We start from the raw sequence: 25,287 nt of genomic DNA on the forward strand, positions 1-25,287 counted from the left end.
TATCAAGGTTCCTGTGCTCGCCGCTCTTCAGCAGCAACTCTCTTAGTCTATCATACCCTCTCGGGTTTGTCAACTACTTTTTGAAAGTTTTTTTGCCGCCGTTTCAGCGGGTATTAACTATATCATATGTGGATAAATCTGTCAAGATCTTCCATACATTTTTTGCGGTTTTTTGTCATTTTTCTTCCTGACCTGACCGCCGTGTGCTAGTATAGCACCCTGTATATTCTTTGTCAACACCTTTTTTAGATTTTTTTGGAATATTTTCTGCTCCATGTTGAAAGTACTGTGGAACGTACATCAGCCAGGGCTCCGAACATTTCTGAGGCCTGGCTGATATCATCAATCATCAGATTATTTGATTTTCTTCCTGAGCGTTTCCATCCAGTTCAAACCAGAATTCAACACCGTCTTCTCTGTTTTTCACGCCGCAGGACTGCCGGAAGGATTCCATGATCGCCTTTACAATAGATAACCCGATGCCATTTCCGCCATATTCTCTGGTTCTTGCCTTATCCACCTTATAAAATTTAATCCAAACCTTATCCAGATCTTCTTCCGGGATCTGTTTTCCTGTATTGAATACTGAAATGTGTACTTTTCCCCTGGGGGATTTCGCAATCCTTATTTCTATTCTCCGATCCCCTTCCAGATGATTCAGCGCATTCGTGATATAGTTTGTAATCACTTCCTCCACCTTCAGTTCATCCGCCCACGCATAGACTGGGTCTGTATAAGGAAAATCAATTACTGCTTCTTTTTGTAAGATCATCAGTTTTGAAGCCCCCAGCACGCCGCGAATCACAGCCACCATATCCAGCCGTTCCATCTCCACCTGGTCGTCCCCGAATTCCAGCTGCGTCAAGGTCAGCAGCTTTCGAACCATCCGGTTCATCTTGTCAGCTTCATCTTTGATCACTTCGCAATAAAACCTCTGACTCTCCGGATCATCGTTCACTCCATCCAGCAGGCCTTCCGCATATCCCTGCACCAACGCGATAGGCGTCTTCAATTCATGGGAAACATTGGAGATAAATTCTTTGCGCATATCGTCTATCTGTTGTTTCTGCTCCAGATCCTTTTGCATTTCCAGGTTCGCGCTCTTCAATTCAGAGATCGTTTCTTCCAGGTTTGCGCTGAGCAGATTGATATTATGTCCCAGGATACCGATCTCGTTTTTCTCTTTTCCTGTGTACCGTGCGTCAAAATCCAGCTTCGACATCCGCTCAGATACTCTGGTCAGCTCACGAATAGGTTTCGTCACTTTCCCGGTGACAAAATACAGGAGCACCCCGCTGATCAGCATCACACAGATGCCCACATAGGAAATCAGCTGATTGGCGATTTCTGCGCTCTCTTTCATGGACTGCACTGGTGTGGACATAATAAACCTGTATTTATCTTTTGCCAGGTATCCCCAGCATTCCATGTAAGATTCTGTGTTATAAGCTGTATCAATCCTCTGAATCATGTAATTATTATTCTGTTCCAGCACTTTTATCTTATAGTCCGTAGACCATCCGAACACATAACTAATCAGATGCTCTTCCAGCCTGCCGGCGTCCGCCGAAAAAGTCAGTACATTCACAAGAGATTCGTTGAAGAGCCCCACAGATATGTTGCTCTTATTCATCAGCTCAATCAGGCTCAGTTTCAGTTCTCCCAAAGATAAATCCTTGTCCTGAAGTTTCTGGTCCAGCTCCTGATAGGCTTCCTGCATGTCCTGGATCTTATTCTTCATATAAAACTTTTCAAGCCCTATGTTCATCACAGCCCAGTATACCACAATAGTCAGCGCTGTAACGCCCACGAAGATCGCTGTAATCTTTATGCGCAGAGAATGTTTCATTCTGCCACCTCAAATTTATACCCCATTCCCCAGATTGTCTTGATATAATCTCCCTTTTCCCCCAGCTTGCTGCGCAGTTTCTTCACATGGGTATCAATCGTTCTGGCGTCTCCAAAGTAATCATAATTCCACACATTATTTAGAATCCGTTCCCTGGACAGAGCGATCCCCTGGTTTTCCACAAAGTAGGTTAAAAGCTCAAACTCTTTAAAGCTCAGATTGATATCTTTCCCCTCTATCCGAACGATATGGGCCGCTTTATCCAGCTCGATCCCCCCCACTGTCACGCTTTCAGTTTTGGCAGGATTGGCCCGGCGCAGCAGGGCCTCTACTCTTGCGACCAGAATCTTCGGGCTGAAGGGTTTGGAGATGTACTCATCTACGCCCAGTTCAAATCCCAGCAGTTCATCCCGCTCCTCTCCCCGCGCAGTCAGCATAATGATGGGTACCTTGGAATACTGCCGGATTGTTTTTACCACTTCCCACCCGTCCATTCTAGGCATCATCACATCCAAAATCAATAAATCTATATTTTTCTCCTGAAAAAACAAGTCCACTGCTTCCTCGCCGTTTTCAGCTTCCAGCACCTGAAATCCGCTGCGCGCCAGAAAATCGCGCACCAGCTTGCGCATTCTGCTCTCATCGTCCACTACCAGCACACGAAACTGTTCCATTAACCTTCCTCCTTAATAAAGGACAGGGCGCAGACCGCCACGCAGCCTGCACCCCTTCCCTACATGGTTTCCTTCTTAATATTATAAGGGAACCCTATGTTTAAATTGTGAACTTATTTCAGATCCTGATTCGCGATGCCGTCCATATCGTCAAAATCCTGATTTTCACCCACCATACCCCAGATAAACGTATAGGCCTGGGAACCGGAACCGGAATGAATGGACCAGCTGGGAGAAATCACGGCTTCCTCATTGCGCATCACAATATGGCGGGTCTCTGTAGGTTCCCCCATATAATGCATCACGAATGCATCCTCCGGAATATCAAAATACAGGTAAACCTCCATCCTGCGGTCATGGGTGTGGCAGGGCATGGTATTCCACACGCTGCCCGGCTCCAGTTTAGTCATGCCCATCACCAGCTGGCAGCTTTCCACCTGCCCGGGAAGGATATATTTACAGATAGTTCTGTGGTTAGACTGTTCCAGTGAACCCAGCTCCACCTTGTTTTCATCTTTCACAATCACAACGTCCTCGGAAGGAGTTCCTTCCGGCTTAATCAATACCGTGGGATACGAGGTGTGCGCAGGTGCGCTGTTCAGGTAAAACTTTGCGGGATTCGCCGCGTCTGCGCTGGCAAATGAGATTTCTTTTGAGCCCATCCCGATGTACATGCCGTCCTTGCGGTCCAGCTCATATTTCCTGCCGTCTACCGTAACAGTACCTTTTCCTCCGATATTGATCACGCCCAGCTCCCGGCGCTCGCAAAAATAAGCCGCTCTCAGTTCATCGCCGGCAGTGAGCGTCAGCTCTTCCTCCGCCGGAGTCGCAGAACCTGTGATGATGCGGTCAATATGACTGTATACCAGCTTGATCTCGCCGGTGCGGAATAAATCCTGAATCAGGAATTCTTCTCTTAATCTCTCTGTGGTATAATGTTTTACATCTTTCGGACTCGCTGCAGTTCTCAATTCCATAAGGCACTCTCCTTCTTTCTGCCCCGAATCTCGGGGTCCATAATTGATATAATTATACCATTAATTTTAACAGAATGCAATCTTTCTTTTCCACAGCGGACGTGTTATAATATGAAAATAGATAAAAAGCGAAAGTGCAGGAGGAGTTTACAGTGCAGAAAAAGCCCGCATCTTCATCATCTGAAATCCTACAGTATATCCGGCGCAGCCTGCTGCTGAAAATTCCCTACCCAGCCGTCATCTTGATTCTGGTTCTGGTGATCGCCCACTTTCTGCCGCTGTGGGACGCAGTCTCCCCGGCAAAATTAGATGGCAGCCCCACCGGCAAACAAATCAGGGATCAGGACTGTGTTACCAAACAGCTGGATGTCCTTTACTACTCCGGCTACGATTACCGGAGAAACGGCTCTATTCGCGGTCATTATTATTACCATTTGACTGATAGCAGATGTGATTTTTATCTGATCGCATCCGGTACAGACCCAATTGCTCCTCCGGAGCTCCGCCAATACACAGTAACCGGAAGGCTGGAGTCAGACGCCGAGCTTCGGACAGACTTGATACGCCTGGTCGCGGAGGATATCTCCTGGACAGAAGCCGGACTCAGGCGGATTACTTCTAATTATATGGTCAATGAACTGACCCGCTTCGAAGTAAAAGATCTGGTATTGATATGTATTCTGCTGGCTGCCGGCCTTATCAGTCTGATTTCTTTCCTGCGAATGCTGCTCTATCTGATCCGCCCCACCCTGTCGCCTGCCTACAGGCGGCTGAAGCATTACGGAAACGCCAGAAAATTGATGGCAGCGGTGGAGCGTGAAATGAAAGAAAACTGCCTCATCCGTACAAAAGATATGTGCCTGACGCCCGGATACCTGGTGGAATTTTCTGAAGATCTCAGCGCTATTGTTCCTCTGAAAGATGTGCTCTGGGCCTATGACCACAGCACCATGCATTCTTTTCTGGGGCTGCGCCCCTACCTCACCTATACCCTGCATCTCATCACCATGCTGGGAGAACACTATACTTTTAAACACAAGAAAAAAGAGGATATGGACAGAATACTGAATGAGCTGAGCGTCCGTTTTCCTAATTTCTTCATCGGATATTCAGAAGAGCATCAGAAGATTGTCCGCCATATATTAAAAGAAGAAAAAAAGAATCATTTGAATGTATAAACCATCGGGACATGGCTATACTAAAAACATCCCAGGGGAGCAATCTTTTGGGAGCCGCTGCCGGATTCCCCCCTCCCGGCGGCGGATACGAAAGAGAAATGAAATACTTATCCTCCCCATAAATGCGCGGAGCTACTGAAAACCCGTTGTTTTCACAGCTCCGCGCATTCTTTTTTATCCGTTATAAACACTATTCCCTGCCGCTCATCCAGTCCAGGAATTTCTGGTGGAATAATTGGAATACGTCCTCCTGCTGTAATGATCTAATTAAATTAATCACTGATGATTAACTTCTCACTTCAGCAAAAAACACTTTACTTGTTTTTTTCTTTATCCGTAATCGATGATATGTTTAATATTAAACCAATAATGAATAAAGCAACTCCAGCCCATCCCAAAATGTTTATTGAATAGTGTACATAAATTTCATTTATGAATGTACACCTATAGATTACTGCTAAAGTCCCACATAGTAATAGGGTACAACCAAATATACTTTTTTTCATCTCTCCTCCTTTAAAAAGGCTTGTCAAAACCGTACGCCATAAATGATTGGCTTGAATTTGTAAAAGATATTGACACTCCTGGAGTCTTTGAAATATTAAGTGTAACACTACTTATTGTTGCGGATTTCCAAGTATGTCCATAATATGATACTGCATTCCCATGAAAGTTCTTGAAATTTCCATTATATTGAGCACTACACCCGAATTTTGATCCAATATAATCATAATTATAATATAATCCGCCTGAATTTACACTTGTAACAACAAATCTGTCTTGTAATTGATATCCCACTCCATTACTACCATCCCCATATGATCTAGTAGAAGTTTCAATTCTATGTCCACTACTTCTACTAGAAAAAGACGCATATCCTCCAATCATCGCACATCCTGCATAAGAACCCCTTACATTGTTGTAGCAAATTCCAACAACATCAGGCCCCCCCCCGTATTTTGTGTTGCTCCTACAGAAGGAAATGGAAAAGAGATTCCTTCTCCATAAGTTGACTTCCACTGCCCTCCTCCGCCAACGATCCATGTATCATTTTGCGAAAGATAGGATACCGTTGGGGTTGACATTGCTACATCTGCAGCAATACTTCTTGGCTGAACATCTGACTGTTCTTCTGTCTCTAGGATAAAGCATCCATATGACTCCAGTTCTTCTCTACAATCATCCAGCTTTACTTCTCCAGATCCAATATCTGCCAGCTTTTTTAATAAATATCCTTCATAAGGTTCATCTCTAAATTCCGTATTTCGCGCAACAGATTGTGCATATTCCACTAATTCTCTCTTTTTTTTAACTATTTCTGGAATTTCAACATTTCCTGCAAAAACTCCTTGTGCTATGGTGGTACACAATAATATAGTTGAAAATAGCAAAGATAATATATACCTTTTTGTCGACTTTTTCATATATGTCCTCTCCTTTCATTCTTTACATTGATTTTGATACCTCATAGCAAATCCCCCGCCAAATATCTATAGAATTTGCCACTTTAATTTTTAGTTAAATATCTTATCCACTGGAATCTCCTCCCCCCATATATAATTTTTTGCATTATATCAAAGCATCATAACACACACTTCTTTATGACAAATACAGCACTCACTTCTTACTTCAAGTAAAACAGGATCATAACAATAGTAAAGAAAATAATTTTTTAAGGTTATTCATTTGATACTCAACTGGTGTTAAGTATCAAAGTAAAGAATGAATTCTGTGGCAATAAAGCCAATTTATATAATTAGACAGCTACAACTTTAACTCATCCAGGTTTTCAAACATCTGGATTTTTACAAATTCCATCTGGATGATTTTAAACATTGCCTCTACTATTGCATTGTCATAGGAGCATCCTTTATGGATTAGGGATCTGTCGATGCCAAAGGCTTCTAAAGTTTCTTCGATTATTCGGGGGGATAAGCTCCTTTCCACAATCTGTATGAAAAATACTAATGTTTTCAAAACTTCCGTTAACGTTCATTAATGCCTGTTTATACAAACCTGACTGCTTTATGCGGATCAGCACTATATCCAATGATTTCACAATTAAAGAAGTCCACAAACACACATAGATAATTCCAGTTCATTCCAATCCGAACATATGTCAAATCACTTACTACTAAATTTCGATATAGTAGTTCGTCGAATTCCAGACTGGCAACATTTGATTTTTGATTCATTGCAGGCATCCTTCTGCGGGTGGAAATGAGCTATTGTATATGTTAACACAAATCCTTCCCATTTCATTGTCCGGCCGACACGACGACGGGATACAATTAGGTTATACAAGTTCCCGCTTTATTTTATGGGTCATGTATGCCTTACAGCTTGCTTTAAATACATTATTTTTGACATCTGTCAGATCAGATTCATCCGTTTTCAGTTTCGCTTCATAGTAGTAGGTGCTTCTGAATATTATTAGGATTTTACACATTGCTGATACAGAGGATTTATGCACATTTGCTTTTATCACATTTACTTTCGTCCTAAGATCAGCGCTGCGTGTTTTAAAATATCATTCTCCGCTTATAATTGTTGGTTCTGTTTGCGCAGTTCGATGAGTTCCTGCCACTCGCTCCTCCGTGCGGTTGTCCTTTTCCTTGAAGAACCAGAGTTGTCTGACTGGGCAATCCATTTGCCATGGAGAGAGCTGGCCATATCGAATTCGCGGATAATATTGCATTTATGCCTGCCGCTGCGGTACAGATCCACCAACTCCTGTTTGATATCTGCGGTGTAGGAACGTCTTGGGCGATATTGTTTTTTCACGGACATAATAATATTTCCTTTATTTGGGTTTATTATATATGTCCTTAAAATATCTGTCCAGTTTATTGTAACCTATCCAAATTCAACCCTTTTTAAATATGCATCTGAATAACAAGCATTGCTTACAACTGTTTTACTAGTCTATTTATTGATCTACAATAGCATGTATAATTCACCATTTAATTGTTTCTGAAAATATTATACCTCCTTTTAATTCTTAAGTCAATATCATTTTTTATCTTGTTTATTTTCACTGTTTTTCGATTTATTCCTTTTTTTCGACAATTATCAATACTGGTTCTAAAAAAGATATCTATATAAATGCTACTTTAGGTCATTAGAAGGCCGTAAACATTTGTATATAAACGATAAAAAACGACAATAATCCACAATACATTATTTTGATCTTTTTTAATATTTTGATTGACACATACTGTCCATATTATATTTAACCACTCTAAACTTTTACCGAAGCAAACTAAAGATAAAATAATTTAACCAAATATAAGGTAGTCTTACACCAATTCTTAAAGTAATTCTTACCATCCAAGCCACATTTACAAAAACACCGACAGCAAACTTCTCTCTTATAGTCCACTGCCGGCCTCTGCCCATTCTTCCAATTTATTATTTTTTCATCCCATAGCCCCGGAAATTCTCCCGCCCGGCCTTCAAATCCCTGATATACTGAAACGTCCGCTCCTCTCCCTGTTCTTTGAGCATGACCAGCAAATGCTCGATCAGCGCAGAGGTCTCCGGATGGATCATCCTGGTCTTTTTCCCTTTTTGGAAATAAGCCAGAGGATGTTCCTCCGAATAAGCGCTGCCCTGGTATATCTTGCTGGCTGCCACTCTGTCGCAGAACATTTCTATCACATATTTCAGCGGCATTTTCACCGGCGACATCACCTTAGTGGCCGGATTGTAATCTGTCCAGTATTCAAAATGATGGCGGTTCCTGCCTTTATGGTGCATCCAGGCAAGAGAAAATCCATATGCGTCCCGCTCTCCCTCGTTAGGGCTTCTGGTCCCCTGGTAGTACCTCGCCCCGGGTATGAATTCTGTAGGGCTGTACTTGGACAGATCATGGCGCAGTCCCTGCCACAGGATCCCTGCTTTTCTGCAGTGCCGGATCACCGCATGCCTATGCTTTGTTATCGTCCTGAAATGACGCCACGCTTTTTCCACGGTCTTTCCCTCACAGCTGCGCGCTCACAAAAATATCATAGATCGCTTTAATCGCCAGTTCAAAATCGTGATTACGCACCCCGATGATGATATTCAGCTCGCTGGAGCCCTGGTCGATCATCTTCACATTCACATGGGCGTGGGCCAGGGCAGAGAAGATCCTGCCTGCGGTTCCCCTCGTAGCCCGCATGCCGCGGCCCACAACCGCGATCAGGGCCAAGTCTGACTCCAGATCAATGGAATCCGGATCTACCGCCCGGTGGAGCCCGGCCAGTACCCGCTGTTCTTTCTCTTCAAATTCAGACTGATGAACAAATACGGTCATCGTATCGATGCCGGAAGGCATGTGTTCAAAGGAAATGCCATTGTCCTCAAACACCTGCAGCACCTTTCTGCCAAAACCGATTTCCGCATTCATCATCGCTTTATCGATGCTGATGGAAGCAAAGCCCTTCTTTCCCGCTATCCCGGTAATGGTATATTTGGGCGTGCGGCAGGTATTCTCCACGATCAGTGTTCCCGGAGCCTCCGGGTCGTTTGTATTGCGGATGTTGATGGGAATGCCTTCCCTTCTTACCGGGAAAATCGCGTCTTCATGCAGGACAGTCGCACCCATGTATGCCAGCTCCCGCAGCTCCCTGTAGGTGATGGTTTCAATCACTTCCGGATTCTTAATGATCCGGGGATCGGCCACCAAAAAGCCTGACACATCCGTCCAGTTTTCATAGAGATCGGCATGGATTCCTTTTGCCACAATGGAACCGGTCACATCGGAACCGCCGCGGGAAAAGGTCTGAATGCTGCCGTCAGGCTTCGCGCCGTAAAATCCGGGAACTACCGCCGCATCCATTGTTCCCAGTTTCCCGGAAACCAGGTCCTGGGTCGTATTCCCGTCAAAATTGCCGTCTTCGTCAAAGCGGATAATCTCCGCCGCGTCCACAAAAGGAAAACCCAAATAAGCCGCCAGCACAATACCATTGAGATATTCCCCCCTGGAGGCGGCGTAGTCCTTGCCAGCCAGCCCGGTAAATTTTTTCTCGATTTCTTCAAATTCCTCTTTAAGAGAAAGCTTCAGGGAAAGTCCGCGGATAATTTCCTCATACCTTTCTGCAATCTCCTGCAGGGCTTTATGTATATTCTGTCCCTCTTCCGCCAGAGCATAGCACTGATACAGCATATCCGTAACCTTTGTATCTGTCTTAAATCTCTTCCCCGGCGCGGAAGGCACTACAAACCTTCTGTTTTCATCCTGCCGGATGATATCTGCCACCTTTTTAAACTGTTCCGCGCTGGCAAGAGAGCTGCCGCCAAATTTCACAACTTTTTTCATTGCTGTATTTCCTCCTCAGGGTATGTTAGCGTATTAACGTGTTAATAGATATAAAACCACATTTTCAGAAATATTGCAAGCACTTTTTCTGGATACCCTGTTGTTATTTTTTTCAGATATGATATAATGTTGAAAAAATAAAACCATATTGAAAGAGGTAGAAGATGAACCCGAAGATAAAACGGATCCTCGCCTGGGCGGGCATCCTCCTGCTGCTGGCTATGTATGCAATTACCCTTGTCTTTTCACTGATTCAGAGTGACTTTGCCCATGACATGCTGCGCGCAAGCATGACAATGACCTTTATTGTGCCGATTTTTCTCTATGCCATGATGCTGATTTACAAAGTGCTGAAACGCCGCGATGACGGCGGCGCTTCTGATGATAAATAAGATTCTATAGGATTCTTTAAGAAAATAATCAGGAATCTCTCTGCGGCAGCCATTCTTCCAGCTGCCGCAGCAGTGTTTCCGTCCCTTCTTCTGTCTTTTGGTTAATCGCGATATGGGTGCCGTCCTTCAGATAAATCAGCAGCGTTTCCGGGCTTTTCCGATGGATATACCACATTCCTTTTCCCATCTGGTCTGAAGAAAAATGACCGATGCTGTAAGATCCGGTTCCCAATCCGTTGGTTCTTCTGCCTTTCAGGCTGCCGGTTTCTACCATCTTCCATTTCTCAACCTGATCCAGGGAAAAAGAGGAGGGATAGGATGGCGATAAGATCTCCACAACGCCGTTTTTTTCCTCCATTGTAAAATCCGTACCCTGCAGGCGGATCACAGGCACCGCTGCCAGCCAGAACACAAAAATCAAAACCGCCGCAGTAAATGCTGTAACAATTATAGCGGGCCCTTTATGCGCCATATTCATCTCCATTCCAACCCCTGTACGTTTTGTCACCAGATAGGCCGGATCATTCGGATTGCAGTAATATCCTTTTCTCCAGTAATAATCTTCATCCACCAATGTCTGTCGGGGGACTTCTGAAACCAGCCTGTTCATGTTCCGCTGCAGCAGGTAAAAACCCAGAATCGCCGCTGCCAGCGATAAGCCGCCCACTCCATTGGTTAATATCAAGCCCAAATTCCAAAATCCCGCCAGCCCTGCCAGAATTCCTCCCAGCAATCCCAGCGACGCTGCTGCCGAAACTCCATAGGCCAGAATGGAAAAACCCCTTTTTTCAAATCTGTTCAGCTTCAGGTTCTCCTCACTGGATTCACTGTAAACCTTATTTCTTTTTTTGATAAACAGCTGCCTCATAATCAGAAGCAAAGCAGTAAAAACCAAAACCTCCAGAATGGATATCCCCCATCTTCCCAGCCCTTCTTCCACAAAAACCCCTGGATTGACGAGATATATCCCAAGAGCAACAGCTTCCAGTATAACAGGCAGCAGTCCCCACTGCCATGCAGGAAGCTGCTGATCCTTATCCCCGCTGAGAACAGTATCCACCAAAATCGTGAAATGTGTTTTGCCAATGGTCCAGCCACGTTCCATTTTCAGCCGGTACATTTTCCCTACATAAGTCTGGTAAATACGCCCATAAGAGATGAGCAGCGCCACAATCCAGGCAAACATCAATACAATTTCCCAGTCTGTTGCAGAACAGACCAGAAAAATCCCCGCCGCTCCCACGGCCAGCATCCAGTTCATAGCCCGCTTGTACTGCCGGATCACCATGTTAACTTCCGGCTCCTCCCTGCATTCTGAAGGCAGGCGCATGCTGAGCACCATATGATCAGAGGCATGCACCGCGCTCCTTCCTGTTCCCCAGAAACAGAGCAGTACAAAAGACAACGTGATTCCCAGAATAATATCTAACATCATCTCTCAGCCACCTCCCGTGTCAAAAACAACTGATCAAACACCTGCCCGCACATGGACAAAAAATCCTCTTTTTCAATTCCTCTGGCTCTGGACTCCGCTGCCAGAAGTTCCAGCTCCTCCTCCAGCCGTTCTCTGTAAATGCCTTTTCTGTCCGCTCTGGCGGCTACCCTCGCGCCGTGTCTTCTGTCAATCTCAATAAAACCTTCTTCCCGCAGAATTCCGTAAGCCTTGTTCACTGTCATAGCGTTGATTCCTGCATCATGGGCCAGCTGCCTTACTGTTGGAAGGTTTTCTCCGTTTTTTAATTCGCCTCTCCCGATTCCCATTACAATTTGATTGCGGAGCTGTACATAAATCGGAACCGCGGAAGCAGTATCTAACTCCAAAATCATGGCTTCACCTCTTTTTATTTTGTATTATCTATAATAATACAAATAATACTTAAAGTCAAGAATAACGCTCCGCACCACAATAATTTTATTAATGCTCTTTCTTAAAAAAGAATCCCGCCCTGACACGCGGCGCCGGACGTATCGGAACGGGGTTTCAACTCTATTTCAAATTTACAGGCAATGCGCCGCGGCATGAATACCGGCAATCGCTCCGTCTGATACAGCGGTAGCCACCTGACGCACCTGTTTTACACGAATATCACCTGCTGCGTATACGCCGGGGATTTCAGTCTCCATATTGCTGTCAACAGGAATATATCCATGATCTAAAGACAGTTCGCTGTAAAACTGTGTGTTCGGCGTGGATCCCGCATAGATGAATATACCGCACCCAGGCGCTTCAATGCGTTCCACGCTGCCGTCCGTTTCACCGGCCAGCTCCAGAACCTCCGCCTGATTGGTTCCTGATACTGATTTCAGCCGCATTCCGGTACGCACTTTGATATTGGACGCCTGTTCTACTCTTTCCCGGAACTCTGCGATACAGCCCAGAGCATTTTCAAAATGGATAATCGTGAGCTCAGAGGCAAACTGCGCCAGATAAAGAGCTTCCTTCACAGCTCCATCCGCGCCCCCAATTACAAATATCGGGCGGCCGCGGAATAAAGGGCCGTCTTCAGCCGCATTCCGGCCGATGCCTTTTCCGATAAACTCTGTTTCTCCCGGAATTCCCAGCGCTCTGGGCGTGCTGCCATTCGCCAAAATGATCTTGCGTCCCTGATATACTCCTCCATCCGTATAAGCTTCCTTCTGATTTCCTGCAAGCTTTACCCCTTTTACCGCTTCATAAACAATTTCCACTCCTGCGCCCAAAGCCTGTTCTTTCAGCCTTCCAGCAAACGTTCTGCCGGTTTCCTGCTGTATAATTCCGGAATAGTGGGTCACTGAAGATACTGTTCCAATGATTCCCCCCACTTCCTTCTGTTCCAGCACAAGAGTCCTGCACCCCCGGCTCACCGCATAAACAGCTGCGCTGATTCCGGCAGGGCCCGCTCCGATCACTATGATATCATACATGTTTCCGCATCCTCCTTAAAATGATTGCCTGACAGACTGATAATTTGATTCCATATCTCAATATTTATCCATTTCCTTCTGATTATACATCCTCATTTTTATAAAATCAAATTAGATATCGTATTCGGGCCATAAGATAAATTTATTTTCCTGTAAAACAAAAAACCTGCGCCCATAACCGGACACAGGTTTTCTCTTTTTAAACATTATTTCTTTTTGAAAACAAGGGACATTCCCTCTTCACTCAGTGTAACCAGACCGTCTGCATATGTACCTTCAATGGTCTCGCCTTCCGCCTTCAGAGTGATCTTCCCGTCTTTTTCTTCCCAGGTGCCTTCCTGCGCTTCGCTCACACCCATTGCGGATACATCCAGCTTAAAGGTGCCGTCTTCATTGAGATTCAGAGTGATCATTGAACTCACTTCATCTCCGTCAGAACCCATCTGTGAAGCCAGCTGTTCCAAATCCATGGACATGCCGCCCGTCTCTACCTTCTGAATTCCATAGGAACCTGCAGCGTCACTCTTTTTCTTGTCTCCGCAAGCCATAAGACCCAGCACACAAACCAGCACCAGCATCAGGCTCACTACTTTTGCAGCAAAACTTTTTTTCATAATTCCTTATTCTCCTCTCTGGATAAGATCAAATATCCTATGCAAAACCTGCACTGGATAGAGATAAGATATCATACTTTAAAAATTTTTACAACAGTTTTCTCAAAAGTTAAAGAAAACTTAAGTTTTACTGCTCAGTCACCTTTTCCCGCATCTGCATCAAAATATCCCCCGTCTCCTTGTCCAGGCTCATCAGCTGAGAAGAACCTTGCTGCTGCAGATAATAATTTCCTTCTTCATTCAGCGATCCCAGCAAAAGAATAATTTCCGTTTCGGAAGCCGCATCCCCGCTGTCCTCACTATCTTCTGCCGCCGCAGTGTCAGAAACCGAATAGCTGATCTGCAATTCCGCCGGAGCATCTAAACCGTACTCCTTCAGCGCCTCTCCTTCCACTTTATAATCCGTACAGCTGCCGTATTCTATGGACGCCACAGTCTGCAGCCAGGAAACCGAACTGGCTGTCTCTGTCTCTACTCTTCGATCCTGGCTGTCCGTATATACCCAGACTGTTTCCTGTTCTGCGGCAGCCGCACTCTCATCTCCCTCCTCTGTACTCTTCTCTTCTTTCATTTCCCTTGTCAGAAGCATCCATCTGCCATCAGATAATGTCATTTTTACCTGATTGATATTGGAAACTGTGATACCCGGAAAGGATACCGCATCAATCATGTCATACAAACCATAGCCGCCGGCTTCCGGCAATTCTTCCGAAATTGTATAAATCTTCTGGCCGCCTTCCAGATAAGCATAATAAACAGATGCTTTACTGTTTTCATCTCCCACACAGACAGTTGTTTCATTCCCGTCCGTGTCCGTCACGGTAAAGATATATGCCGGTTCCTCCAGTCCATAATCAGCCGCGTTCTCCAGAGAATCTGAAACCTCTCTTTTTCCTCCCAGCCCTGCCGCCGCTCCCGCAAGACTGGTGAGGTAGCTCTGCTGCAGAGGAAAGTCTTCCGCGTCACGGTAGATCCACCGGTCCTCTTTTTTCTCAAAAGTATAATCTCCATGGCTGTTTTTTACCCGAATAGACGCAATCTGATCTTCCTCTGCGGAAATCAGCACCGCAGCGTCCGCATCCGCCGCACTTTCGGAGGCGGCTTTCTCCGCCTCCTGATCGGAACGATAGCGCTGCAACAATACCAATGCGGCCGTCAGGCAGGCCAGAACTGCTGTCAGTGTGAGCAAAAGCCCTGTTTTTCTTTTTTTCTTCATTATTTCCTGCGCCTCCTGATCCAGACTGCGAACCCTGCCGCAAGGATGCCGGCCGGCAGCGCCGCCACAAATATAATTGTCCAGAAATTTGTGGTTGCTGCAGGCACTGTATTGCTGGTAGTCCCTATGCTCTTCGCATAAATTTCCACAGTACTCTTCTGTCCGCACATCCAGCTCACAGAGTTCACAAACAGATCTGCGTTGGCCGGCGTGATCTGCAGATAATCAGAAAGAAATGGATAAAAGGTGCTGTAAACCACCAGCTGCGCCGTTCCGTTTTCTGTTTCATTCGTCACAGCCGCCCCCACGGTGAACGGTCCCTGAGCATCTTCGCTCCCCTTTTCTGTTTTCTGCAAATCGTAGTCCGCGGATGCAAAGGAATCTGTTGTGGTTGTCAGCAGGTTTTCCACTGTCAGGCCTTCCCGCAATTCCTCCTGAACTGTCATCGGCAGCGCATATGGCGTGAGTACCAGCATATTTTCATTGACAATCGGCGTGGTGATCTGCTGGCTTGCCAGTTCCGGCAGCAGATATACGGGATGCTGGGTGTAATTATTCTTTCCCAGTTCCATCACAATTCCCTGGCCGATGTCCAGCCCATACTCAGAAAGCAGCCCATACAGATTCGCCATATCATTTTCCGTATAATTACAGACTGCCAGCAGCTTTCCTCCCTGCTCCAGGTAAGATCTGATCAGTCCTATTTCTTCTTCCGTATAGTCTGTGGAGGGGGCCATCACTGCCAGAACGTCACAGTCCTCCGGCACCGCGTCCTGGGCTATCAGCGTCAGATCCTCTGTTTCTATATTATTTTTTTCCAGAGACGACGTCAGCGCATAAGGCAGGCTCTGTTCCCCATGTCCGGTCACAATGTACATTTTCGGCAAATCGTCCGTCATCACATAATCAATAGCCGAAGTAATCTCCCCTTCCCCGTCAAAACTATAATAGGGATCGCTGCCATAAGTATAATAATCCGAATAATCCACTTCTACAATATCGCTGTAGGATACGGTCTTAAAACGTTTTCCGCTCTCCACAATGAGACTGTTTTCAGACAAATTGGATGCGTCATATTCTTTCAATTGAACCGGATTCACAACGGGGTCCAACTGTTTTACTTTGATGCGGCCGGAAAGGGCGGCATACTGATTCAATATTTTTGTGATCATTTCCAGCTCGTTCCCGGACTGCACTACATGGTAAATTGTGATATCTTCATCCAGATTGCCTAAGATTTCTTTTGTCTGATCTCCCAGAGTATACAGGCCATTTTCTGTCAGGTCTATGGTAGTCAGGTTTTCCGGAAGCTGCTGTACTACCAGATTAAATACAATCGCAATCGCCAGTACCAGTACCGTCAGTCCGCTGCTGTAAGTTCCGCGCTTGAAGCGGGTTGTCTGAAATAATTGTTTTATTCTGCTCATGCTCTTCCTCCTAACTCCATCTGCGTTTCTGTACGGACTGCACGGTCAGAAAAATAAATACGCCGCTCACTGAGATCATATAAACCAGCGATTTTACGTCCAGAACATTATCTGTAAAATTATTGTACCGCTTATCCAAAGACAGACTGTTGAGAAAATCTGGCAGCGCTCCCGCAAACATCTCCGGATTCCAAAGGTATAACCCGCCGATAATCAGAATCCCGATGCCTGCTGCGGCTGCCGCCGCCATCCAGTTCCTGGTCAGCCCGTAATAGCACAGAGCGGCTAATAACATAACGGCACAGAATCCCAGAGCGGAAGCTGCTGCCGTTGAAGGCAGAAATGAGGTCAGCCCTTCAATCAGATACAGCGCCACCAGGGCTCCCAGTGTTCCCACCGCCGCTATGATCTGGCTCTCTGTCAAAGAAGAAATAAACATCCCGATTGCGATATAAGCGCTTCCCATCAGGAAAAAAGCGAGAATACAGACATAATCTGTCAGGTAATACGCTTTTCCAACGCTGCCGATAATCAGAGGACAGGCGCAGAAAATAACCATAGGAATGGCCAGTACAGTTACCATTGCCAGGTATTTTCCCAATGTAATCTCGGCAACTGTGACAGGCGCCGTCAGCAGCAGCTGATCTGCTTTGGAATGACGGTCATCTGAAAAACTACGCATTGTCAGCACCGGAATGGTCAGCATCATCACAAATGACACTGACCCCAAAATTGCTCCAAAATACGGCCAGCCATAGGAGCCCAAATTATTGTAGCAAAAAAACAGGCCTACAATTAAAACAGTAAAGGCAATGAACAGATACCCGATCATATTGGAAAAATATGCTTTTAATTCTCTTTTATAGATTGCCGCCATTTCCTGTTTCCTCCGTTTCCTCTGAATCCTCCGGCAATTCTGCCGCAACCTCTTTCTCAGAAAATTCCTCTTCAGAAAGATTCAAATTTTCTGCATTTTCTCCAGTCAGCTTCAGGAAAATATCTTCCAGCGTGTTTCCTTCCGCCCTGAGTTCATAAATCGGGCACTTTGCTTCTGCCAGAGCATAAAACAAGCTGTCTCTGACGTCTTCCCCTTCTGAAATCTCCAGATCAGTTCGGAGGCACCCCGCCTCATTTCCGTTCTCTGTTGTCCAGGAACGTATTCCAGGTATCTGTTTCAGAACCCCTTCCAGCTGATCTCTGTCTGCTCTGATCAGGGCTTTCAGCCGCATGGAAGCTTTCCGGCTCTGTTCCAGTCTCTCCGGCGTATCGCTGGCCACCAGTTTTCCGCCCGATATAATCAGGATATAATTGCACACTTCCTGGATTTCTGAAAGGATATGGGAACTGAGAATGACTGTATGATTTTTGGCCAGCTCCCGTATGAGTTCACGGATCTCAATGATCTGTTTCGGGTCCAGCCCTACTGTCGGTTCGTCCAGAATCAGGATTTCCGGCATTCCAAGCACTGCCTGGGCCAGGCCGACCCGCTGCTTATAGCCTTTGGAAAGATTTTTAATCAGCCGGTCCGCCACGTCTGTTATCTTCACCATCTCTGCGGCCTGTAATATCTGGGCTTTTTGCTCCTTAGCCGGAATTTTTTTCAGCCTGGCGGCAAAAAGCAGATATTCAGAAACTGTCATATCTGTATACAGAGGCGGGATTTCCGGCAAATATCCAATACACTTCTTTGCCTCTTCCGGTTCCTCCAGAATATCATGGCCGTTAATCAGTACCTGTCCCGATGTGGCTGCAATATAACCGGTCATAATATTCATGGTAGTCGATTTTCCCGCCCCATTTGGCCCTAAAAATCCATAGATCTGACCTTTTTCTACTGTAAAGCTGAGATGATCCACTGCCATATGATTTCCATAGCGCTTCACCAGATCCTTTACTTCAATCAAAACAACGCCTCCCTTTTCTTCCGCTCTAAACGGATGTAATACCTTTATTAGGAGGATATCAGAAATATGTGAGGGAAATTTGAGAGAAACCTGAAAGTTTTTTTGGGAAATGGGGGGGAAGGAATAAAGAGTCCGGCTCGCCGGACTCTCGCGCCGAAGCGCGGTCGCTTTAGCGGCCATATTTCTTTAGCGCGTAGTGCGCATCCCCCGGAGGGGTTTGTTGCATAGGGAACGCAGTTTCCCATGCAATCAAAAAGAAGCTGCAGAATAAACTCCGGAGGCTCCATGCCTTACGGCTATAGCCTCCTGCGTTTGTTCTGCAGCCTCTCTGCCCGGGCTTCTGCCGGTGCGGCTGTTTTACATCATCCATAACCCCAGCACAAACAGCGCCTGGGCGGAATAATATGACAGAATGCAAATGTATCGCATCCACAGTGAATGAAGTTTACTGAAATTATAGGTCCCCAGCGCCAGATCGGAGAATACGAACAGGACGCCTGCGATAAACAGGATCATCCCTGCTACGCCGTTTTCTCCCCGAATCAGCACCTCCGCACCTCCCGCCAGCAGCAGCCCGCTGGCCAGCGCGTAGGCGATATAACCCGGCCACTGTTTCCGGGGCAGGTTCCAGCTTTTTTGATTCAGCAGAATAAGCACGAGCAGCCCCAGCGCCGGCACGGCCAGAAAAGTCCAGGGATAATTTCCACGAAGCATCAGGCAAAATGCTGCGAAGTAACTGAGATGGCCGAACAAAAAGAAACCGCCTCCGGCAATCATGAGCTGAGGCCAAAACTCCACTCTCGCGATCTGCTTCCGACATAAAAAGATATCTCCCAGCATACCCAGGCACAGTCCGCCTAAAATCAGAAGGCGCGTCTGAAGGCTTCCCGCCGAAAGAGGAAATGCCAGGAATCCAGCGGTAACAAAACTGACGCTGGCCATAGTTTTGCTGAGATACACGCCCAGAGGCGCTTTCTTTTTTTCCTGTGTTATCATGAATACAGCCAACGCCAGTGACAGCGCCAGACATCCGAAAATCCCTGCCATAATCCCTCCGGTATTTGATCCGCGGTCAGCCGATCACCTGGCTCATATCATACATGCCCGCAGGCTGTCCGGCCAGAAACTTTGCAGCCTGTACAGCGCCCTTTGCAAAAATCGCTTTGGAATAAGCGGTGTGCTTCAGCTCAATCACTTCATCCTGGCCCGCAAAAATCACTTCATGTTCTCCTACAATGGAGCCTCCTCTCACTGCGCTGAGGCCGATCTCTTTGGGGTCACGTTTTCTGCGGACACCCGAACGGTCATACACATAGTGATATTCTCCCTGTAACGCCTCGTTAATCGCGTCCGCCAGCGCCAGCGCCGTGCCGCTGGGCGCGTCCACTTTCTGGTTATGATGTTTTTCCACTATTTCCATATCAAACCCTGCGTCTGCCAGAACTCCTGAAACGGCATGCAGCACTTTCAAAAGCGTATTGATGCCCAAAGACATATTGGCTGATCTCAGCACGGCAGTTTTCTTCGCTGCCTGTTCCGCCTTGTCCAGCTGTTCCCCGCTCAGGCCTGTGGTGCAGAGCACCACAGGGATTTGACGGGCGGCGCAGAACTCCAGCAATCCGTCTGCCGCTGCCGCATTGGAAAAATCAATAATCACATCGGCCTGCTCCCGGCATTCTTCCAGACAGGAATACACCGGATAAGGGAGGGAGGCGTCCTTAATTCGGTCCACTCCCGCTACAATCTCGATCTGCGGGTCTGCGCTGCAGATCTCAGTAATTACACGGCCCATTTTTCCGCAGCAGCCGTGCATCAGCGCCCGGATCATGACAGCAGCCCCATCTTTGCCAGCTCATCACGCAGCTTATCTGCGTTGGCAGGCGCCATAGGGGAAAGGGGAAGGCGCAGCGCAGATGCATTTTTCCACCCTACCATCTCCAGGGCTGCTTTTACCGGAATCGGATTCACTTCACAGAACAGCGCCCCGCACAGGTCCATGCAATCCAGCTGGAGCTTCCGGCTGGTTTCCACATCCCCTGCCAGATAAGAAGCTACCAGATCGTGGGTCATCCCGGGAGCCACATTAGAGAGCACTGAAATCACGCCAATTCCGCCCAGAGACAGGATCGGGAGGATCTGATCGTCATTCCCGGAATAAATATCAATGCATCCCTCCGCCAGATGGGCCAGCTTTGCCACCTGAGAAATATTTCCGCTGGCTTCTTTTATCCCCACAATATTGGGCTCGGACTTTGCCAGCTGTACTGCTGTTTCCGGCAGTATATTGCAGCCGGTTCTGGAAGGCACATTATAAAGGATGATCGGGATGTTCACACTGCGGGCAATGGCAGTATAGTGGGCGATCAGCCCGCTCTGAGTTGCCTTATTATAATAAGGCGTTACCAGCAGAAGACCGTCCGCTCCCGCTTTTTCCGCATGGGTGGACAGGCGGATAGCTTCCGCCGTGGAATTAGAACCCGTTCCGGCGATCACCGGAACCCGGCCTGCTGTATGGCGCACCGCAAAACTGATACATTCGTCATGCTCTTCATGAGTGAGTGTGGACGATTCTCCTGTAGTCCCGCAGATAATAATCGCATCAGTCCCGTTTTCGATCTGATAATCAATCATTTGTCCCAGCTGCTCGTAATTCACCTGGTCATCCTCTGTAAACGGCGTTACAATTGCAACGCCTGCTCCTTTAAATATAGCCATATTTCCCTCCTCTTTCTGCTGACAGCGCGTTTCCTGAAATGTGTTTTCATTGGGCAGAAAAGTTAAAAGGACTTCCCTTTGCAATGAAAAAGAGCTGACATGGCATCAGCTCTCGTTCTGGTTCTCTCGTTAGATTGAATCCTTCAGGAGCGCACCATCTTGCGATGACAGTCACAGAATTATTCATCCTGCGCCCAAGAAGCAGCTTTCCGGACACGGCTCCTTTCGGCGCTCCCCCCTTTCTGCTGCATTCTGCTATGCCGGACATATCCTGCAGTTTACTCCTGAGTCGCGCAACCTCTACCTTACTTTTTTATTTGATTTAATCCTATTCTATTCCACACTGTTTGTCAAGCGGTTTCTGTTCAATTCTCCACATATTCCAGCTTGCTCACAGACACTTCATAGGCAATGCGGCGTTCCACTTCTTCCTCATTCACCTTTTTGGTATACTCCCTGCTCTGTACCCTTCCCCAGATCCGTATTCTAGAACCAATGGCAAAGCTGGAGGCATACCTGGCATTTCTTCCCCAGGCAATGCAGGGAATGTAGTCTGACTTACCATAGGGACGGTTGACCGCGACCAAAAGATCTGCTATCTCTCTCCCCAGAGGCGTTTTCCTGTAAACAGGTTCCTTGCAGATATAGCCGTCCAGATAGATCTGATTCGTCTTTGTATAATCTGTAAACTCCTCGATCATTTGAATCTCTCTGACAAAAATAGAAAGCACCAGACGGTTTCTGGTCCCCTCATGCCGGTTATAGGAGCGGAACTGCCCCACTGCCTCTATGGTCTGCCCTTTGTAATCCTGGTGCACATCCAACAGCCGTTCGGAAATCATCAGCGGAATAATATCTGTCTGCTCGCTGAGCCGGTTTACCGCCACATCCACCATATAAAATCCTTCTCCAAACACTTCATGGCTGAATGTGAAGTCCGATACTATCACTCCGATTACGCCCACCTTGTTGTTTTCAATCATCTTTTCCGTCATCGTATATTTCTCCTTCCAAATGTATCTCAAAATATGTACGGTTTAATATATGCAGGAAAAAGGATGATTATTCCAATTTTTTATTTATTTCTTTTTATCAGGCTGAAAAAGAAATTCGTTTACGCACTTCTCCGCCCGGTCCGCATAAGCGCTGTGAATTTTTAATGCCGCAAAATACAGCCTGCCATACAGCTCTTTAAACCAGGTCATTTTGCGGCATTCTTCTTTTCTATCTCCTGATATTCGCTCTTTTGCGCAGCGTAGGATCCAGGATTTTCTTTCTGATCCTCAGATTCTCCGGAGTCACCTCCAACAGTTCATCCGTATCAATAAACTCCAGCGCCTCCTCCAGGCTCAGCACCTTAGGGGTAGTAAGGCGGAGGGCATCGTCGGAACCGGAGGCCCGGGTATTGGTCAGCTGCTTGCGCTTGCAAACATTCACCTCCACGTCCTCAGGCTTGCCATTCTGCCCAATCACCATGCCGGCATAGACTTTTTCTCCGGGGCCGATGAACAGCGTTCCTCTCTCCTGGGCATTATAGAGCCCATAAGTGATGGATTCGCCGGATTCAAACGCAATCAGAGAACCCTGCTTGCGGTACTGAATATCGCCCTTATACAGATCATAGCCCTCAAAACTGGTATTCATGATCCCGTTTCCCTTGGTATCCGTCATAAATTCACCCCGGTATCCGATCAGGCCCCTGGAAGGGATCGAAAATTCCAGCCTGGTATATCCGCCGCTGGCCGCGCTCATCCCCTGCAGCTCACCCTTGCGGCTGCTCAGCTTTTGGATCACAGTCCCCGCAAATTCCTCGGGAACATCCACATAGACCAGCTCCATTGGTTCCAGAAGCTGATTCCGTTCATTGCGCCTGGTCAAAACTTCAGCTTTACTAACCGCAAACTCATAGCCTTCCCTGCGCATATTCTCAATCAAAACGGAGAGATGCAGCTCTCCCCGGCCGGACACTTTAAAGCAGTCCGCACTGTCGGTTTCTTCCACACGCAGAGACACATCCGTATTCAGCTCACGCAGCAGGCGGTCGCGAAGATGCCTGGACGTGACATATTTCCCCTCCTGGCCTGCAAGGGGACTGTCATTGACGATAAACTGCATGGCGATAGTAGGCTCGGAAATCTTCTGGAACGGAATCGCTTCCGGTTTTTCCGGAGAACAAAGCGTATCCCCGATGTGAATATCCGCAATGCCGGATACAGCTACCACCGCGCCAACAGTGGCCTCTTTCACTTCCACCCGGTTCAGGCCGTCAAACTCATAGAGTTTACTGATTTTTACCCGCTTTTTCTTATCCGGATCATGGTGGTTCATCAGCATCACTTCCTGGTTTACCCGCAATGTGCCGTTATCCACCTTGCCCACGCCGATGCGCCCCACATACTCATTATAGTCAATGGTACTGATCAGCAGCTGGGGTTCCGCTTCCGGATCTCCCTCCGGCGCAGGAATATGCTCCAGAATTGTCTCGAACAGGGGAACCATGTTTTCTCTGGGGTCCTCCAGGCTGCTCATGGCAAAGCCTTCCCTGGCTGACGCGAAAACAAAGGGGCAGTCCAGCTGTTTATCGGATGCTTCCAGATCCATCAAAAGCTCCAGCACCTCATCAATCACCTCATCAGGGCGCGCCTCCGGACGGTCTATTTTATTTACGCAGACAATGACGGACAAATCCAGCTCCAACGCCTTTCTCAGTACAAATTTTGTCTGAGGCATAGCGCCTTCAAAGGCGTCCACCACCAGGATCACGCCGTCCACCATTTTCAGCACCCGCTCTACCTCTCCGCCGAAATCCGCATGGCCGGGGGTGTCAATAATGTTGATTTTTGTTCCCTTATAATAAACCGCGGTATTTTTTGATAAAATAGTGATTCCCCGCTCGCGTTCAATATCATTGGAATCCATCACCCGCTCCTGGACTTCCTGGTTCTCACGAAAAACGCCGCTCTGTTTCAGCAGTTCATCCACCAGCGTGGTCTTTCCGTGATCCACATGGGCAATGATCGCTACATTTCTGATATCTTCTCTTTTCATTTTCATGGTATTCTCATCCTCTTTTTGCTTTCCTGTTACAGATAACTAGAATAGTTTAACACACTTTGGCAGGATTGCAAGGGGGAATCCACAATTTTCAATCCGCAGCAATTTTGAAAACCGCCTTTTTCAGCGCTTTTCCGCAGCCTGGTGCAGGCGCGCAAGGTTCATGCAGCTCCATACTCTCCAATACGATAAACCGGCCAGGCCCCAGAATACAGTCCGCTGCTCCTTCACAACGGAAAAATCCGATGTCCCCAGCGTATGGCTTCAGCTCTGTTCCCCACTCTGTGGCGACCCGCATAATTTCCGTTCCTTCCAAATCAATCTGCAGATCCCGGTACTGCTTATGGTACTCAAACCCATCATCCGCCGCATCCTTAGCCTCACAGCGGACAATATTCAGAAATACCCTGTCCCCATCGATCTCTGTCCTGCCTTCCGGCAGGGAGTTCAAATCAGTTCTCATGATAAAATTCAACGCCTTGTCCAGGTTTGGACTGATCCCAAGATATTTTTTCACATTTTCAATTTTGTCATAGATCATAATAAAATCCTCCTTTTCGCGGTATGCATCGCCATCTCCAGTTCTGTCAGTGTCTCTGAGAGCGGGTGTATCTTTCCCGTCAGGCGAAATCCTTCTTTTTCATATAAACAGCGCGCGGCTGTATTAGTACTTAAAATCCATAACGTGGGAATCCCGCTGCACCGGCTCACTGCCCATCTGAGCAGACTGGTTCCATAACCTTTCCGCTGCTGCTCCGGAAGCACATATAGATTTTCAATCAGGTTCACGTCAACGGATATGATGCCCACTGGTTCCCCGTCTGTAAGCATATAAAATTTCTTACCCCTGCTGATCTCTTTTTGTATGTACTGAATTTGGCTATCCACTGTATGCCTTTCAAGAAACGGCTCGCTGCATATTTCTTTGTGTGATTCCTTCCAGGAAGCTGAATGAATTCTGGCAGCCCATATGATATTTTCTTCTGTTATCAATCCTATCACGTTCATTCTCCCCCTGATGTTGGATTTCTTATATTATACCACTTTCTTCCAAACCATGCCAGCACAAATCCGGAGCCTC

Annotated in this window: 25 protein-coding genes, 1 pseudogene and 1 riboswitch; of the genes and pseudogenes, 2 read left to right on the top strand and 24 right to left on the bottom strand. The window is 46.8% G+C overall.

Annotated elements, in window-relative coordinates; all coding sequences use genetic code 11:
• Positions 1 to 349: 349 nt before the first annotated feature.
• The 3 genes from EV209_RS13780 to kduI form a co-directional block, all read right to left on the bottom strand.
• A complete protein-coding gene (locus tag EV209_RS13780) occupies positions 350 to 1,849 on the bottom strand; it encodes a sensor histidine kinase (protein WP_130436062.1) in 1,500 nt (499 codons plus the stop codon).
• The gene (locus tag EV209_RS13785; protein ID WP_130436063.1) at positions 1,846 to 2,523 is read right to left on the bottom strand and encodes a response regulator transcription factor; all 678 of its coding nucleotides are present in this window, start codon (positions 2,521 to 2,523) and stop codon (positions 1,846 to 1,848) included. Before EV209_RS13785 ends, EV209_RS13780 begins: the two co-directional genes overlap by 4 nt.
• 113 nt (positions 2,524 to 2,636) lie before the next feature.
• On the bottom strand, positions 2,637 to 3,500 hold the full coding sequence (gene kduI / locus EV209_RS13790) for a 5-dehydro-4-deoxy-D-glucuronate isomerase (RefSeq protein ID WP_130436064.1): 864 nt from the start codon (positions 3,498 to 3,500) through the stop codon (positions 2,637 to 2,639).
• A gap of 152 nt (positions 3,501 to 3,652) precedes the next feature.
• Between kduI and EV209_RS13795 the strand changes: the two genes are divergently transcribed.
• Positions 3,653 to 4,678 carry a DUF6709 family protein gene (locus EV209_RS13795; RefSeq protein WP_130436065.1) on the top strand — a complete coding sequence of 342 codons (1,026 nt, stop codon included), beginning with the start codon at positions 3,653 to 3,655 and terminating at the stop codon, positions 4,676 to 4,678.
• A 516-nt stretch (positions 4,679 to 5,194) separates the two neighbouring features.
• On the opposite strand, the gene EV209_RS13800 is transcribed toward EV209_RS13795, so the two are convergent.
• The 5 genes and pseudogenes from EV209_RS13800 to EV209_RS13820 form a co-directional block, all read right to left on the bottom strand.
• Entirely contained in the window at positions 5,195 to 5,566 is a 372-nt protein-coding gene (locus EV209_RS13800) for a hypothetical protein (protein WP_130436066.1), read from the bottom strand.
• Positions 5,567 to 5,589: 23 nt separating this feature from the next.
• The gene (locus tag EV209_RS13805; RefSeq protein ID WP_130436067.1) at positions 5,590 to 6,102 is read right to left on the bottom strand and encodes a hypothetical protein; all 513 of its coding nucleotides are present in this window, start codon (positions 6,100 to 6,102) and stop codon (positions 5,590 to 5,592) included.
• Positions 6,103 to 6,388: 286 nt separating this feature from the next.
• Positions 6,389 to 7,468: pseudogene (locus tag EV209_RS13810) on the bottom strand (IS3 family transposase).
• A gap of 621 nt (positions 7,469 to 8,089) precedes the next feature.
• Positions 8,090 to 8,650: a DUF5662 family protein gene (locus tag EV209_RS13815; RefSeq protein WP_130436068.1), complete on the bottom strand. Its 561-nt coding sequence runs from the start codon at positions 8,648 to 8,650 to the stop codon at positions 8,090 to 8,092.
• A 10-nt stretch (positions 8,651 to 8,660) separates the two neighbouring features.
• Positions 8,661 to 9,980 carry an aspartate kinase gene (locus EV209_RS13820; protein WP_130436069.1) on the bottom strand — a complete coding sequence of 440 codons (1,320 nt, stop codon included), beginning with the start codon at positions 9,978 to 9,980 and terminating at the stop codon, positions 8,661 to 8,663.
• A 164-nt stretch (positions 9,981 to 10,144) separates the two neighbouring features.
• Here EV209_RS13820 and EV209_RS13825 point away from each other — a divergent pair, with 164 nt between their 5' ends.
• The gene (locus EV209_RS13825) at positions 10,145 to 10,372 is read left to right on the top strand and encodes a hypothetical protein (RefSeq protein WP_130436070.1); all 228 of its coding nucleotides are present in this window, start codon (positions 10,145 to 10,147) and stop codon (positions 10,370 to 10,372) included.
• 28 nt (positions 10,373 to 10,400) lie between these two features.
• On the opposite strand, the gene EV209_RS13830 is transcribed toward EV209_RS13825, so the two are convergent.
• The 16 genes from EV209_RS13830 to EV209_RS13900 all read right to left on the bottom strand — a co-directional run bounded on the left by EV209_RS13830 (position 10,401) and on the right by EV209_RS13900 (position 25,208).
• Positions 10,401 to 11,807 carry a DUF5808 domain-containing protein gene (locus EV209_RS13830; protein ID WP_130436071.1) on the bottom strand — a complete coding sequence of 469 codons (1,407 nt, stop codon included), beginning with the start codon at positions 11,805 to 11,807 and terminating at the stop codon, positions 10,401 to 10,403.
• Positions 11,804 to 12,199, bottom strand: a complete 396-nt coding sequence (locus tag EV209_RS13835; RefSeq protein ID WP_130436072.1) for a GntR family transcriptional regulator — start codon at positions 12,197 to 12,199, stop codon at positions 11,804 to 11,806. Before EV209_RS13835 ends, EV209_RS13830 begins: the two co-directional genes overlap by 4 nt.
• Before the next feature lie 171 nt (positions 12,200 to 12,370).
• The gene (locus tag EV209_RS13840) at positions 12,371 to 13,276 is read right to left on the bottom strand and encodes an NAD(P)/FAD-dependent oxidoreductase (protein WP_130436073.1); all 906 of its coding nucleotides are present in this window, start codon (positions 13,274 to 13,276) and stop codon (positions 12,371 to 12,373) included.
• A 206-nt stretch (positions 13,277 to 13,482) separates the two neighbouring features.
• Complete coding sequence (locus EV209_RS13845; protein ID WP_130436074.1) at positions 13,483 to 13,890, bottom strand: hypothetical protein; 408 nt, start codon at positions 13,888 to 13,890, stop codon at positions 13,483 to 13,485.
• A 127-nt stretch (positions 13,891 to 14,017) separates the two neighbouring features.
• Positions 14,018 to 15,106: a DUF4340 domain-containing protein gene (locus tag EV209_RS13850; protein WP_130436075.1), complete on the bottom strand. Its 1,089-nt coding sequence runs from the start codon at positions 15,104 to 15,106 to the stop codon at positions 14,018 to 14,020.
• Entirely contained in the window at positions 15,106 to 16,533 is a 1,428-nt protein-coding gene (locus EV209_RS13855) for a GldG family protein (protein ID WP_130436076.1), read from the bottom strand. The genes EV209_RS13850 and EV209_RS13855 overlap by 1 nt, the downstream gene beginning before the upstream one ends.
• 10 nt (positions 16,534 to 16,543) lie before the next feature.
• The gene (locus EV209_RS13860; protein ID WP_130436077.1) at positions 16,544 to 17,410 is read right to left on the bottom strand and encodes an ABC transporter permease; all 867 of its coding nucleotides are present in this window, start codon (positions 17,408 to 17,410) and stop codon (positions 16,544 to 16,546) included.
• On the bottom strand, positions 17,394 to 18,437 hold the full coding sequence (locus tag EV209_RS13865; protein ID WP_243647598.1) for an ABC transporter ATP-binding protein: 1,044 nt from the start codon (positions 18,435 to 18,437) through the stop codon (positions 17,394 to 17,396). The genes EV209_RS13860 and EV209_RS13865 overlap by 17 nt, the downstream gene beginning before the upstream one ends.
• Before the next feature lie 357 nt (positions 18,438 to 18,794).
• Entirely contained in the window at positions 18,795 to 19,484 is a 690-nt protein-coding gene (locus tag EV209_RS13870; protein ID WP_130436078.1) for a lysoplasmalogenase family protein, read from the bottom strand.
• Between the two features lie 25 nt (positions 19,485 to 19,509).
• Positions 19,510 to 20,265, bottom strand: a complete 756-nt coding sequence (gene dapB, locus EV209_RS13875; protein ID WP_130436079.1) for a 4-hydroxy-tetrahydrodipicolinate reductase — start codon at positions 20,263 to 20,265, stop codon at positions 19,510 to 19,512.
• Positions 20,262 to 21,152, bottom strand: a complete 891-nt coding sequence (dapA, locus tag EV209_RS13880; protein ID WP_130436080.1) for a 4-hydroxy-tetrahydrodipicolinate synthase — start codon at positions 21,150 to 21,152, stop codon at positions 20,262 to 20,264. The genes dapB and dapA overlap by 4 nt, the downstream gene beginning before the upstream one ends.
• A gap of 139 nt (positions 21,153 to 21,291) precedes the next feature.
• Positions 21,292 to 21,463, bottom strand: a riboswitch (Lysine riboswitch).
• A gap of 54 nt (positions 21,464 to 21,517) precedes the next feature.
• Positions 21,518 to 22,147 carry a single-stranded DNA-binding protein gene (locus tag EV209_RS13885; protein WP_130436081.1) on the bottom strand — a complete coding sequence of 210 codons (630 nt, stop codon included), beginning with the start codon at positions 22,145 to 22,147 and terminating at the stop codon, positions 21,518 to 21,520.
• A gap of 84 nt (positions 22,148 to 22,231) precedes the next feature.
• Positions 22,232 to 22,357 carry a hypothetical protein gene (locus EV209_RS16805; protein ID WP_279387342.1) on the bottom strand — a complete coding sequence of 42 codons (126 nt, stop codon included), beginning with the start codon at positions 22,355 to 22,357 and terminating at the stop codon, positions 22,232 to 22,234.
• A gap of 19 nt (positions 22,358 to 22,376) precedes the next feature.
• Positions 22,377 to 24,206, bottom strand: coding sequence for a translational GTPase TypA (typA, locus tag EV209_RS13890; protein WP_130436082.1), 1,830 nt, complete (start codon positions 24,204 to 24,206; stop codon positions 22,377 to 22,379).
• Between the two features lie 91 nt (positions 24,207 to 24,297).
• Positions 24,298 to 24,747 (bottom strand): NanQ anomerase/TabA/YiaL family protein, encoded by a 450-nt coding sequence (locus EV209_RS13895; protein ID WP_130436083.1) that lies wholly within the window; start codon positions 24,745 to 24,747, stop codon positions 24,298 to 24,300.
• On the bottom strand, positions 24,744 to 25,208 hold the full coding sequence (locus tag EV209_RS13900; protein WP_243647599.1) for a GNAT family N-acetyltransferase: 465 nt from the start codon (positions 25,206 to 25,208) through the stop codon (positions 24,744 to 24,746). The genes EV209_RS13895 and EV209_RS13900 overlap by 4 nt, the downstream gene beginning before the upstream one ends.
• Positions 25,209 to 25,287 lie beyond the last annotated feature (79 nt).

This window comes from Cuneatibacter caecimuris (genome assembly GCF_004216775.1).
Classification (GTDB): domain Bacteria; phylum Bacillota; class Clostridia; order Lachnospirales; family Lachnospiraceae; genus Cuneatibacter; species Cuneatibacter caecimuris.

Excerpts from the sequence above, each read along its gene's own strand:
- EV209_RS13780 (WP_130436062.1), bottom strand. The coding sequence starts at position 1,849 with ATGAAACATTCTCTGCGCATAAAGATTACAGCGATCTTCGTGGGCGTT.
- EV209_RS13785 (WP_130436063.1), bottom strand. The coding sequence starts at position 2,523 with ATGGAACAGTTTCGTGTGCTGGTAGTGGACGATGAGAGCAGAATGCGC.
- kduI (WP_130436064.1), bottom strand. The coding sequence starts at position 3,500 with ATGGAATTGAGAACTGCAGCGAGTCCGAAAGATGTAAAACATTATACC.
- EV209_RS13800 (WP_130436066.1), bottom strand. The coding sequence starts at position 5,566 with ATGATTGGAGGATATGCGTCTTTTTCTAGTAGAAGTAGTGGACATAGA.
- EV209_RS13805 (WP_130436067.1), bottom strand. The coding sequence starts at position 6,102 with ATGAAAAAGTCGACAAAAAGGTATATATTATCTTTGCTATTTTCAACT.
- EV209_RS13820 (WP_130436069.1), bottom strand. The coding sequence starts at position 9,980 with ATGAAAAAAGTTGTGAAATTTGGCGGCAGCTCTCTTGCCAGCGCGGAA.
- EV209_RS13825 (WP_130436070.1), top strand. The coding sequence starts at position 10,145 with ATGAACCCGAAGATAAAACGGATCCTCGCCTGGGCGGGCATCCTCCTG.
- EV209_RS13830 (WP_130436071.1), bottom strand. The coding sequence starts at position 11,807 with ATGATGTTAGATATTATTCTGGGAATCACGTTGTCTTTTGTACTGCTC.
- EV209_RS13835 (WP_130436072.1), bottom strand. The coding sequence starts at position 12,199 with ATGATTTTGGAGTTAGATACTGCTTCCGCGGTTCCGATTTATGTACAG.
- EV209_RS13840 (WP_130436073.1), bottom strand. The coding sequence starts at position 13,276 with ATGTATGATATCATAGTGATCGGAGCGGGCCCTGCCGGAATCAGCGCA.
- EV209_RS13845 (WP_130436074.1), bottom strand. The coding sequence starts at position 13,890 with ATGAAAAAAAGTTTTGCTGCAAAAGTAGTGAGCCTGATGCTGGTGCTG.
- EV209_RS13850 (WP_130436075.1), bottom strand. The coding sequence starts at position 15,106 with ATGAAGAAAAAAAGAAAAACAGGGCTTTTGCTCACACTGACAGCAGTT.
- EV209_RS13855 (WP_130436076.1), bottom strand. The coding sequence starts at position 16,533 with ATGAGCAGAATAAAACAATTATTTCAGACAACCCGCTTCAAGCGCGGA.
- EV209_RS13860 (WP_130436077.1), bottom strand. The coding sequence starts at position 17,410 with ATGGCGGCAATCTATAAAAGAGAATTAAAAGCATATTTTTCCAATATG.
- EV209_RS13870 (WP_130436078.1), bottom strand. The coding sequence starts at position 19,484 with ATGGCAGGGATTTTCGGATGTCTGGCGCTGTCACTGGCGTTGGCTGTA.
- dapB (WP_130436079.1), bottom strand. The coding sequence starts at position 20,265 with ATGATCCGGGCGCTGATGCACGGCTGCTGCGGAAAAATGGGCCGTGTA.
- dapA (WP_130436080.1), bottom strand. The coding sequence starts at position 21,152 with ATGGCTATATTTAAAGGAGCAGGCGTTGCAATTGTAACGCCGTTTACA.
- EV209_RS13885 (WP_130436081.1), bottom strand. The coding sequence starts at position 22,147 with ATGACGGAAAAGATGATTGAAAACAACAAGGTGGGCGTAATCGGAGTG.
- EV209_RS16805 (WP_279387342.1), bottom strand. The coding sequence starts at position 22,357 with ATGACCTGGTTTAAAGAGCTGTATGGCAGGCTGTATTTTGCGGCATTA.
- typA (WP_130436082.1), bottom strand. The coding sequence starts at position 24,206 with ATGAAAATGAAAAGAGAAGATATCAGAAATGTAGCGATCATTGCCCAT.
- EV209_RS13895 (WP_130436083.1), bottom strand. The coding sequence starts at position 24,747 with ATGATCTATGACAAAATTGAAAATGTGAAAAAATATCTTGGGATCAGT.